The sequence below is a fragment of the Moorena sp. SIO4A1 genome, from assembly GCF_010672065.1.
Lineage (GTDB): Bacteria > Cyanobacteriota > Cyanobacteriia > Cyanobacteriales > Coleofasciculaceae > Moorena.
The window spans coordinates 17,996-29,636 of record NZ_JAAHHX010000075.1; the positions used below are offsets into that span (position 1 = coordinate 17,996).

Sequence of the window (11,641 nt, forward strand, 5' to 3'; positions counted from 1 at the left end):
ATATCATTTTGAGCTCATATTACAGCGTTTTTTAATTCGGTGAGGTACACAGGATTTTTTCCCTGTTCCCTGTTCCCGGGAGCATGTCAGTTTTGTTAATTCCTGGTTTAGATCCCCCTAAATCCCCCTTAATAAGGGGGACTTTTGAATTGAATCGAATTCTTAATCACAGGGAGTTTTTCATCTAATTCCCCCCTTTTTTAAGGAGGGGGGATCCATGTACCTAATTACAAAGGTGACATGCTCCCCCTGCTCCCTGCTCCCTACTCCCTACTCCCTACTCCCTAGGAATTTATACCTCACCCAATTGAAAACTGCTATATGGTTTTTATGTAAGCTATTGAGCTTAGATAAAAAATGCGATCGCTAATCTAACTAGCGATCGCTAACAGTCTTGGGTAAACACCTTTTATGTAAGAACTAATCGGAACAGTCTTGGGATTAAACTGTTGTGTTACACAAATGCATCAAGTGCCTGCTCAGCAGCATCAAGATTGCCGAATACAGTCAGATTATCCTCGCCACCAAGGATGGCTACTACCGCTTCTTGACCACTAACTGTTTCGCGACCGAAACTAATATTGCCCAAGAACTCATCAGCGAAATCAAAGCTATCCCCTGCCTGAAAGTCAGTGATTTGGTCAAAATCCTGGAGACCGTCTTGGAAGATTTCACTGCCGAAGGCGAAGATGTCTGCACCTGAATTGCCAGTTAACAAGTCATTGCCAACCCCTCCGTTCAAGACATCATTAACGCTACCACCAATCAGAGTGTCATTGCCTTCATTACCGAAAACAGTACCATTAACAGTGCCTGCGATACCATCATAGGTATCATCACCCGCACTGAGTAGAACATCGCCGTTGATAGTGCCTTGGTTAACAATAGTTACGTCACCCTCAGCATCCTGAACATCAATAGCCACCTGAGGGCTGCCTGCAACAACACCACCGTTGATAGTGCCCCTGTTAATGATTTCGCCGTTGAGTTCGACTCCGTCCTCAATCAGTACTGCCGCATCAGTTTCTGAGGTCAAGGTGCCTTCATTGACAATATCACCATTGAAGACTGAGAGGTCAGTATTAGTACCCTGTCTGAGGCGAACAGCAGTAGCTCGGTTGTTGCCCACCGGCACACCACGTCCGATCACCGTACCCCGATTAATCACGCTACCTGTGACATCAGCACCGAGTTGTAGAGAAATGGCATCTCCATCATTGCCTTCACCCACATCGATCAGACCACTACTTTCGTTGACAATCGAGTAGGAAAGCGCACTCTGGTCAGTGTAAACCACACCATCCCGGGGACTGGCAGAGGTGAGAATCTCACCGAAGTTTTGAAGGCTAATATCTTGACCACCGATATTTACGGCACGACTAGCACTAGTGATAGTACCGAAATTTTGCAGCGCTCCAGAAGAGGTACCGCCATTGCCAAAGCTGACGCCGTTGAAAGCACCATCAATCGTACCGTTGTTAACGATTGTACCGTTGAGTTCGACTCCCGACTCAATCAGGACACCACTGTCAGTTTCTGAGGTCAAGGTGCCTTCATTGACAATATCACCATTGAAGACTGAGACATCCGCTCCTCCGATGTCAGTACCCTGTCTGAGGCGAATCGCAGTAGCTTGGTTGTTACCCACCGGCACACCACGTCCGATCACCGTACCTTGATTAACCACACTACCTGTGACATTAGCACCGAGTTGTAGAGAAATGGCATCTCCATCATTCCCCTCACCCACATCAATTACAGCATCAGGACCGTTGAAAATATCATAGGATGTAGCAGTCTGGTCAGCGTAAACGACACCATCCCGAGGACTTGCAGAAGAGATAATCTGGGCTAAGTTATCAACCCTGATGTTCTGACCACCGATGTTGACGGGACGACTATCACTGGTAATCAAGCCTTGGTTGGTTAATGTGCCAGAAGAAGCACCACCATTAAAGAAGTTGACACCGTTGAAGCTACCATCAATTGTCCCTGTTTCTGCGTTAAAGATGCTGGCATTAGTGCCGGTGATATCAACAGCACTACCATCAACATCTAATGTACCGAATACGGTTAAAGAATCCCCTACTCCAGGTAGTACTACGGGCTCGGTTAGAGTTTCTCCAGTGGGAATAAAAGTGTTTGACATCAAAGTTCCTCCGAATGCAAGTGAATGAAGTTGGTGAATGAAGTTGAGACTGGAAGTAAACACTGGTCTACCGGCCATAGACCAGTGTAATGTTTTTAACCTCAGGCAAACATTGACCCTTAGGCAAAAACCATAGCTTTCAACAGGGCATTAGCGCTTTTGTCTAGCCGCTAAGGTGTCTATATTTCTACAATGGCATTCGGATCAGAGCCTAATGTCTCAGTTTTTGTCTCAGTTTTTTACCTCAGTTATTTTAACTAGGCTTAGTTGTATAATTTTTTTCATACTTAGCCCAGGGTGAGCTTAGATTTTTCTCAGACTAATCTCAGGTTGAACCATCAACCGATGAAATTAATTCTATTGAGAGGCGCTATATAGCATAAGTTGGCATAATAGTTGTCTCAGTTTTTGTCTCAGTTGTCTCAGTTTTGCTTTTTTTTCTCAGTTTGGCTTCAGTTTTATTTCATTGATACAGATTTTTTGAAGTCGGGAGTCGGGAGTCGGGAGTCGGGAGTCGGGAGTCGGGAGTCGGGAGTCGGGAGATGGGGAGATGAAATTGATGTTTAGCGGTGTGAGCGCTAAGAATTGGTATGACACAGGACTTACGCACTCAGATATATAAAATGTCTGTCACCCTCTGTTCCCAGATCCGCTGTTCCCAGATCCGCTGTTCCCAGATCCGCTGTTCCCTATAGCTAAAACCCTTGATTGTTGGTTTAACTGCCTAAAATGTCAATCATTTAACCTATCTACTTTAGTGATAGTGCTTAATTTTCGGCTGTTATCCCGGATCGGGTAATCAGTTAACGAAGGTGTGATCTGGTTTATAGGGTTTATAAATCAGATGTAAACATAGGAGGTCTTTTTTTCTTCTCCAATAAAACTCCGTATCTCTTTCCCCTCTTGCCTTTTGCCTCTTACATGCATGCCTTGTACAGCAAGAATTTTGTTTACAACCAAGATATAAACGCGCTTATCGGTTGTTAAAGCATTTATTGCTGCCTCAGTTTTAGTCAAGGGCTTAAGTTTCTGTAGCATTGCTACTCAAACCCCCTATTGCAGCAGTAAGTCAAGAGTGATTTCTGTGCATTTATCCACTAGACAGAGCTTGGTTAGTCAGCTAAACACCGCTCCACTCACAGCTAGGGAGAGTTGCTTTGGTGAAGACCAAACTTTTATTGTGCTGCATTGCAACCACAACGTTTTCTGATGGCTGCTTCTACTTAATCGGTGATCAAGGTCAGCAATTGGAATTCAGTGATGAGGATAGCTCAAAGTTATGTCTATTTTTATGATCGGCACCCAACGCTCAGGCTCTAATTTATTGCGCCTGATGTTGAATCAGATCGGTGATCTCGCTGCTCCCCACTCCCCTCACATATTGCAGCGGATGATGCCATTACTACCTAGCTATGGGGATTTGAGTCAAACGGACACCTTTACCCTCTTAGTCAATGATGTGTGTCGTTTAGTGGAACTCAATCCCGTCCCTTGGGAGGGTGTGCATTTAGATACAAAGGAAGTTATTTCCTTTTGCCGAGAGCGGTCTTTGGTGGCGATATTTGCCTCTGTTTACGATATTATGGCACAAACTTGGGGAGCACGGCAATGGTGTTGCAAAAGTTTAGCCAACGTTTACTACCTGCCAGAGATTACCGCTTACTTGGAAAACGCTAAATTTATCTATTTGTACCGGGATGGTCGAGATGTGGCGGTTTCTTTTAAGAAGGCAGTGGTTGGAGAAAAGCACTTCTACCATATTGCTCAAGAATGGGCAAAAGCCCAGCGTTTAGCACTCCAGATGCGCTCTCGCCTAAGTCCCGATAGGTTTTTCAGTATCAGTTATGAAACCCTAATCAGCTCTCCTGAGACTACTCTGCAGGATCTGTGTAATTTCCTAGGGGTGCAGTATACTCCTGAGATGCTGGATTTCCATCAATCCCAGGAAGCCTCGAATACTGCAACGTCTAGCTCCCTATGGAGTAATGTAACCCAACCTGTAATTAAGCAAAACACTAAGAAGTTTCTCCAGGAAGCTACGGATGAGGAAATCCTGATTTTTGAATTGGTGGCGGGAGATGTACTTGATGCTCTCGGTTACGAACGGGTTGGGATTCTTCAAAGTAAAGAAATCAAATTCAGCAGCACTGCGATCGCTAAATTTAATGCGATTAACCAAAGGTTAAAAGCAGAAGTACGCCAAAAGATGGATCCTGAGGACTTAAAGCGACGGGATCGCCAAGCCACTTTGCTCAAAGAGATTAAAGCACGCCAGACCGTAGTGGCTTAAATAACTGACTATGTTAAAAAAACTGCATGTAAACTCGGAAAATCCCGAGTCGGTATCCCTTTGGTTTCTGTTCTGGAACTTTTTCAAGATCGGAAGTACAGCCTTTGGCGGTTTCATGGCTCTGATTTCCGTAGTTGAGAATCGGATGGTGCGGCGGCACAAGCTCCTCACCCATGAAGATATGCTAGATGGCATTTCCTTAGCCACTGTTTTACCTGGCCCAGTTGCTGCTAATGTAGTAGCCTATGTGGGCTATCGCTTGCGGCGGACTAATGGAGCTGTAGTCAGTGCTATCGGTGTGTTGCTCCCTTCTTTTATCCTGGTAATTGGTCTCACCATTGCTTATCTCCAGGTCGGGGAAATTCCAGCACTTCAAAAAGCCTTTGCGGGATTTATTCCTGCGGTGGCGGCGATTATCTTGAGTGCCGCCAGGCGCATGAGCAAAAAAGCGATCAAAGGCTGGCGGGAAGTAATGATTGCTTTGATAGCGGCAGTCCTACTCAAGGTAATAGGAGGATTCTACATTACTGTACTAGTCGTGGTGGGTTCTGGATTGGTAGGATGGCTTTGGTTAGGTGACACTAAGCAGTCGGGACAGGAGAATTCCCAAGCTCAACCGATTCAGGAGTCAATTCAGGGGATTTCCTGGCTGAAGCTGTCAGTCACCTTGCTCATCCTCCTGAGTTTTCTGTTGCTTTCTCTGATTCCCCTACCCTTTTTGGGGGAAACCAGCCTCGCGAAACTATTCGTCACATTTTCCGGCATGAGCCTAATGCTATTTGGTGGAGGCTACGTGTTCATTCCCCTGATTCAAGAAGTGGTGGTGAATAATTACGGTTGGGTGACTCAGACAGAATTTGCTAATGCGATCGCAATCGGACAAATTACTCCTGGACCAATTCTGATCAGCGCTGCCTTCATCGGTTATGTGGTGAAAGGGATTTCGGGAGCAATAGTAGCAACAGTAGGAATTTTTTTACCACCAGGACTGCTGATGGTAACCTGTTCCCACTTATTGAAACATATCAAAGAATCTACAGTCATTCAGGCGGCGCTCAAAGGAATTCGTCCTGCCGTCATTGGCATGATCATTACCGCTGCTATTGTAGTAGCTGGGAGTGCTGAATTTCATGTTGGCAGCCTGGTGATCTTTGCCGCAGCTTTAGCTGCCATGTGGCGGTTCCGCGTGAAGGTGCTGTTAATTATCCCGATTGCTGGAATTTTAGGCTTAGTACTTTACTCAATCTAGAATGGGTTGCTATAGCAAAGGGAACAGGGAACAGCGGATCACCGGAACAGGGAGCAGGGAGCAGGGAGTAGGGAACAGGGAACAAACATTCTCTCAATTGATTTAGGATTGCTATAATATAGAGTTTTAAAACAAGTTGTAAAGTTATAGATTGTCGAAAAAGGCAAGAGGCAAGAGGAACCCACCCCTAACCCCTCCCAGGAGGGGAAGGCAAGAGGGGCAAGAGCTCCAGAGTTTTTTAGTAAAATAAAATAACACCTTCTCGGTTTACATCTCAAATACAAATGCTATAGCAATCCGTGTAGGAATGGTGAGAATTTTTGTTCCCTACTCCCTACTCCCTACTCCCTACTCCCTGTTGCCTGTTCCCAGAATTCCTAAACGGATCCCTATTAGCATGCCAACTTTTTAGCGTCAACGTTTCAATCAGCTTATCCAGGGAGCCATAATCCTCTGCCGGTAAAAATTTTTCTATCTTAGCAGCTACGAGGGCTGGATGGTTTGCTGGGATATTCAGAAGCGCTTCAGTCACTGCTGCGACTAATTGCGGGTCAGTACCCTTAACCGCAGCAATTGGCCACTCGGGATAGAGCTGGGTGGTATGAGTATAGAAGAATTCGTCCTTAGCCGAATCTAGGATTCTCAGCTGTTCCAGGTTTTCCAACAAGCCTTGGTTGAGCATCTTTTCTAATTGACCTGTACGGATAAACCCAACATCAATTTTGCCGTTGACTACGTCAAGCACGATCTTGTCTTGTGATTTGTTTTCCACAAAACTGCTGAAGTCCAGGAACGGGTCAATACCATGTTCAAGCAGATGATAGATTTGGAAAGTGCAGCCAGCCGCCGCCGTTTGAAAAGCCACGCAGGCTGCCTTCTTACCCTGCAGATCCTTCAGCTTGTAGATATTGCTATCGCTTCTGACGATGATCAGACCACCAAATTTTGTACCCACCTGAGGTCGAGAGTGGGTAAGTAGAAATTCCGTATCGTAGAGCCGACGGATTTGCACAGCTGCCAGAGGATTGTTGGTGGTAAAGTGCAAATTACCTTGGGCTACTTCAATGAATTGACTTTCTTGGGTAACAGGTACTAAGGAGAAAGGGCGATTAATCACCCCAGAGAGGTAGTTTAGGAGTGGCTGATACCGTTGTTTGACAGAATCCACGCTATCAATGATCAGCACACCCACCCGGACAGTATTGTCCGACACTTGTTGATGGGAAGTATCAACGGGTATCACTGATGGGTTTGCAGACTGTTTCTTCTCGCAGGCGGTAAGCCCTAGGATAAGAGCAATAGATACACCAGTCAACAGATGAATTATTGTCTGTTGATAACTTATTGAGTTTACTAGATTTTTAACCATCAAAACCGATTAAATTCTTCAATAATAAGAATCATAAAAATAATTTAAAATATATCTTATTTTTTATTTAGCAAGAGTTATTTCAATTGATGGATACTTTGATAAATTTTCGATGAAGTTTCGATGAAGTTTTAGATATCTCTTAGCCAGCCTTAGTTTTTACTGTCAGCAGTTGCGAGCATACACAAAAACTCCCAAAAACTCTACCTGTAGAGTTAGATATGACTATATCACTACTATCCCTAGCGTATATTAATTAAATTGGCGTAACTCTTAAGGCATAAAATTCAGTTAATTGACTGAGATTAATTCCTAGATAAATATGGTTACATTAAAAACTGTAGTCAATCTATAAATTATAAATAGGTTGTGAACTCTCACCCGGCCAAGATTCCTGTAATACCAAGAATTTTTGGTTTATGGATTTTCACAACTCGTTTATAAACCCTATAGTTATCCTGATCGGAAAAATAGTCACAGTCCTATGCATTGTTCAAAAGACTTACCCTGGGAATTACCAGTCATACCTCAAGGGATAACCCAAGATCGACAACAGCACTACCATCAACAATCAAGTCAACCCACCGATTCCAACAATTCCCAACCACAAAGGAAAAGTAATGATCTGCGCACTCAATTATTGAAGACCATTCTCCCAGCGGTTTTAACCCCTCTAGGTCTGGCTGGACTATTCAGCTACAGTGCTATTTCCCGCAGCTCCCAACAGCAAGCTGAGCAACTATTAGAGAGTGAAAGCCTAGTTGCGGGCAGAGTTTTCTATATATTTTTGGAGGAAGCAAAAAGAATACCTGCTACTTTGGCAGCTAGCCCTCTAGTAGTTGAGGCGGCTAGCACTGCAGCCAAAGTTTCTCAAGATCAAAACCTTTCCAAATTACCCTACGACGAGGTTGAAGAGTCTTTCTCGGCTACCCGGTTAATCCAGCCAAATCAAGCTCTCAATGATTACTTACGTAAAACTACAGAAATGTATGAGTTTGCCGAGATATCTTTCACCGAAAAGCACGGGTTTAATGTGGCTTACAACAGTCCTACTCCTGAATTTGTCCAACGGAATCAACCCTGGTGGCAAGAGGCAAAATATGATCCCAGTCAGCAGGTGATTAAAACGAAATTTGATCACACTGACGATCGGTTCGTGATTGAGTTCAGCAAAGCGATCACAGACCCAGCAACTGATGAATTCCTAGGGGTTGTTAGAGGAGTTTTGCCTGCCTCGGTTTTCAGCACCATATTTAAAAACCTGCTGAAGGATTTGGAAATTGGGGATTCTCAATCTATGCAGCTACTAGCCCTGAAAGAAGACGACACTGTGGCTGTTGTTGATACCATCTACCAAGGGAAGAGTAAAGACCAGCCACAGAAACTGCTCGGGGCAAAGGATCAAGTAGTTGTACAGAACCTAAAAATTTTGCTCGAAGCTGTTAAAACTGGGCAAACAGTGCAGCAGAAGGGACTGACCATAAAGTCAGCTAATTCAGAACTTTTCCCAAACTTAAAGCTGGCCACCTTTGATCATAATAGCAGGCACTATATATTGGTTGCAGTTCCTGATAGCAATTGGACTGTGGCCGTCTCGATCAAACTTAGTGAACTCAGAGCAGCGGGTAGAAAAGCGGCAATAGGCTTTGCTAGTGTGTTCGTGCTACTGGGCATTATTATTACCTTGGTAGTGAGAGCTTTATCCGATCAGTTAGCAAAACCCTTGGGTCAGTTGGCTAATACTGCTAAGGCGGTGATTGCAGGCAACCTGAACGTTCAGGCGGAGCTTGTTGGTGCTACCGAGACGCAGCTATTGGCTCAAGTCTTTAATAACCTGGTGACACGGGTCAAAGGTCGATTACAGGAGCAAGAACAAGAAACTGAACAGGCGCGGACACTAGCGCTAGTCAGCAACCAGCTTCAGCAATCCTTAAACTTCGACAATATCCTACAAACTTCCGTTTATGGGGTACACCTTGCCCTCAAGACAGACCGTGTGTTTATCTATCGCTTTAATCCTGACTTCAAAAGCGGGATAATTGCAGCGGAGGTCGTAGATTCTGGTATGGTTGAAGCCCTAGGGCAAACTATTTATGAACCAATCACGACCGGGGAAATTAGACAGTTTAAGTTGGAGAAGCTTGTGAGTGTCGAGAACCTTCAACAAGCTACTCTAACTGGTGCTCCTGGCCAGTTCCTTGAACGCCTTGGTGTCGTAGCCAGCCTAGTTGCCCCAATTATAGTTGGGGGTGAACTTTTCGGCTTGTTGTATGCGAATGATTGCTCAAAACCCCACCCTTGGCAGGAGTCAGAACGTGAGTTAATGCAGCAGTTAACTAGACAAATTGGTGATGCCCTCACCCAAGCCCTGCTCCTGGAACAGCAGCAAGCCACGGTGGACATTTCCCAAACGTTAAATGAGATTACCGCTAGCATGCTTAAATCCCTAGAACGGGAAAAGATTTTCGCAGCTACGGTGGTGGGAATTAAAAGAGCGCTCTCGTGCGATCGCACAATCATTTACCTCCTCGAACAGAATCATAAAGGCTCAATGGTTGGCCTTTCAGTAACTCTGGATGGCTCTGTTACCCCAGAAACACAGAAGGAAGAGTTGGATTTTGCCCTAGAGGATGTTGATCACTACCAGTCACATCAGGTTCTAGCCATTGATAATCTTGAGGGTGAGTTAACCCACTACCAGAAGTCCCAAGTAGAGAGGCTTGGCCAAACTTCTCTACTGCTTGGAGCTAAGGCAAGTTTAGTGGCACCGATTTTCGTGGCAGGGAAATTGATTGGCTTTCTGGCTGCCCATCAATGTTCACAGCCAAGAGCTTGGCAGGAAACGGATATCAACGTTTTCACTCAAGTGGCGATTCAATTGGGCTTTGCTCTAGAGCAGGCTAATCTCCTCGAAAAGACGGAAAGAATTTCTCAAGAGCAAAGACAGGAAAAAGAAGCACTCCAGGAGCAACTGCTGGTACTGCTTGAAAATTTGCAAGGGGCAGCACTAGGAGATCTGACAGTGCGCTCTGACCTGACTTTGGATGAGATTGGTAAAGTTGCTGATTATTCTAACACCATTATTGAAAATTTGCAAACTATCGTAACCCAGGTCAACAACTCAGCGGTTGAAGTCAATACCTTACTGGGAAACAACGAGGTGGTAGTCGGTCAACTAGCAGAAGATGCTCTTAAGCACGCTTCAGAAACCAATCACGCCCTGGATTCAGTGGAGCAAATCACCGATTCGATTCAAGCAGTGGCTGAGAATGCTGATCAGGCGGCGAGGGTGGTTGATGGAATTGCAACCACTGTTGAAGCTAGCAGCAGTGCTATTCATCTAACTCAGGAGAGTATCCTGGAATTGCGAGACACGATTGGCGAAACCACGTCAAGAGTGAACCAGCTAGGTAAATCTTCCGAGAAGATTGCTAAGGTGGTTGCCTTGAGCAACATGCTCTTGGTCCAAACCAATGTTTTGGCTATTAACGCTGAGATTGAGGCTGGGCGGTCTGGTAATGGGATTCAGGGTTTTGTCGTGATTGCCAAAGAAGTAAATCAGCTTACCAACCAATTGATCAAAGCTACCCAGGAAATTCACAAGATAGTAGATGAGATCGACCTAGAAACGTCTCAATTAGTGAAGGTAATGGAACAGAGCACTGCTGTGGTGGAGAAGGGGACAAGTCGAGTTGAGGAAGCTAAGCAGAATCTGAAACAGCTGAGGTCGGCTTCGTGCCAGATCGAGCAGCTAGTAGCAGCCATTTCCCAGGGGAGTGTTTCCCAAAGCGAAACCACTCAGAGGGTTGCTATGTTGATCAAAGAGATGGCTCAATTCTCGGAACGCACCTTTGATTCCTCTAGGGAAATTTCAAGTTCCTTAACCTCAACTGTAGCCGTAGCTCAGGAATTGCAGGAGTCGGTTAGTGGTTTAAAAAGTTAACAAAAATTTTTCAAACCCCTAGAATGCTTTAGGCTTTAGGCTTGAGGTTTTAGGTTTCTGACCTAGTGTCAGGGTGCCTAGTGTCAGGGTGCCTAGTGTCAGAAATGGGCTTTCTTCGATAGGATTTTTTTGTAGCAAAACCACTACATCTTTACCACTACTCTACTCCTTACTCCCTACTACCTACTCCCTACTACCATTAACCTAGGACAAAAGTCCCTCACCCAATTTATAACTGCTATATAGCCTTAAAAAATATATCATCAACCCCACTATTTCTCATAACACCAAAAAATCATCGTATCGCTTTTTAGATAAATCATAGTTTCAAATTAAAATGCTATAATTAACTGGACATATAGCGTTTATCCTAGTAAGCTCATGTCCTGAATACTTATACTAAGATCCGAATCGAAGGCAGAGGGAATCCCCCCTAAACCCCCGCCCGGAAGGTGGGCAGGCAGCTATGCTGAAGTAAAGGAGTAAGGTTTCATCGGATCAGGTTTTTTATCACTAAATCGGGTAAGTCAGCGGGATTGCTCCCGCTTCGTCCCCAAAGCACCGTGCGAACAAGTCTCCAAGTACACGGCGCAACCAATTCCAAAAGAACTCACTTATCATTGCTACTTCTTTTCCTTGAC

The 11,641-nt window shown here is 44.8% G+C and carries 8 protein-coding genes; 4 read left to right on the top strand and 4 right to left on the bottom strand.

Annotated elements, in window-relative coordinates:
• The first annotated feature begins 217 nt into the window (after positions 1 to 217).
• Positions 218 to 370, top strand: coding sequence for a hypothetical protein (locus tag F6K53_RS30310; RefSeq protein WP_293020166.1), 153 nt, complete (start codon positions 218 to 220; stop codon positions 368 to 370).
• A gap of 84 nt (positions 371 to 454) precedes the next feature.
• Here F6K53_RS30310 and F6K53_RS30315 read toward each other — a convergent pair whose 3' ends face one another.
• Both F6K53_RS30315 and F6K53_RS30320 read right to left on the bottom strand, forming a co-directional pair.
• Complete coding sequence (locus F6K53_RS30315) at positions 455 to 2,149, bottom strand: hypothetical protein (protein WP_293073326.1); 1,695 nt, start codon at positions 2,147 to 2,149, stop codon at positions 455 to 457.
• A 463-nt stretch (positions 2,150 to 2,612) separates the two neighbouring features.
• Positions 2,613 to 2,759 carry a hypothetical protein gene (locus F6K53_RS30320; RefSeq protein WP_293020168.1) on the bottom strand — a complete coding sequence of 49 codons (147 nt, stop codon included), beginning with the start codon at positions 2,757 to 2,759 and terminating at the stop codon, positions 2,613 to 2,615.
• Positions 2,760 to 3,428: 669 nt separating this feature from the next.
• On the opposite strand from F6K53_RS30320, the gene F6K53_RS30325 reads away from it, so the two are divergent.
• Both F6K53_RS30325 and chrA read left to right on the top strand, forming a co-directional pair.
• Entirely contained in the window at positions 3,429 to 4,439 is a 1,011-nt protein-coding gene (locus tag F6K53_RS30325) for a sulfotransferase (RefSeq protein ID WP_293072171.1), read from the top strand.
• 10 nt (positions 4,440 to 4,449) lie between these two features.
• On the top strand, positions 4,450 to 5,688 hold the full coding sequence (gene chrA / locus F6K53_RS30330) for a chromate efflux transporter (protein ID WP_293020170.1): 1,239 nt from the start codon (positions 4,450 to 4,452) through the stop codon (positions 5,686 to 5,688).
• 38 nt (positions 5,689 to 5,726) lie between these two features.
• Here the strand turns inward: chrA and F6K53_RS30335 are convergent, their stop codons facing one another.
• Positions 5,727 to 5,873 (bottom strand): hypothetical protein, encoded by a 147-nt coding sequence (locus F6K53_RS30335; protein WP_293020171.1) that lies wholly within the window; start codon positions 5,871 to 5,873, stop codon positions 5,727 to 5,729.
• A gap of 149 nt (positions 5,874 to 6,022) precedes the next feature.
• Positions 6,023 to 7,057 carry a phosphate/phosphite/phosphonate ABC transporter substrate-binding protein gene (locus F6K53_RS30340; RefSeq protein WP_293072172.1) on the bottom strand — a complete coding sequence of 345 codons (1,035 nt, stop codon included), beginning with the start codon at positions 7,055 to 7,057 and terminating at the stop codon, positions 6,023 to 6,025.
• Positions 7,058 to 7,541: 484 nt separating this feature from the next.
• On the opposite strand from F6K53_RS30340, the gene F6K53_RS30345 reads away from it, so the two are divergent.
• Entirely contained in the window at positions 7,542 to 11,000 is a 3,459-nt protein-coding gene (locus F6K53_RS30345; RefSeq protein ID WP_293072173.1) for a GAF domain-containing protein, read from the top strand.
• Positions 11,001 to 11,641 lie beyond the last annotated feature (641 nt).

What these genes read in the sequence shown, in the direction of transcription:
- F6K53_RS30310 (WP_293020166.1), top strand. Translation starts at nt 218, where the DNA reads ATGTACCTAATTACAAAGGTGACATGCTCCCCCTGCTCCCTGCTCCCT.
- chrA (WP_293020170.1), top strand. Translation starts at nt 4,450, where the DNA reads ATGTTAAAAAAACTGCATGTAAACTCGGAAAATCCCGAGTCGGTATCC.
- F6K53_RS30325 (WP_293072171.1), top strand. Translation starts at nt 3,429, where the DNA reads ATGTCTATTTTTATGATCGGCACCCAACGCTCAGGCTCTAATTTATTG.
- F6K53_RS30345 (WP_293072173.1), top strand. Translation starts at nt 7,542, where the DNA reads ATGCATTGTTCAAAAGACTTACCCTGGGAATTACCAGTCATACCTCAA.
- F6K53_RS30340 (WP_293072172.1), bottom strand. Translation starts at nt 7,057, where the DNA reads ATGGTTAAAAATCTAGTAAACTCAATAAGTTATCAACAGACAATAATT.
- F6K53_RS30315 (WP_293073326.1), bottom strand. Translation starts at nt 2,149, where the DNA reads ATGTCAAACACTTTTATTCCCACTGGAGAAACTCTAACCGAGCCCGTA.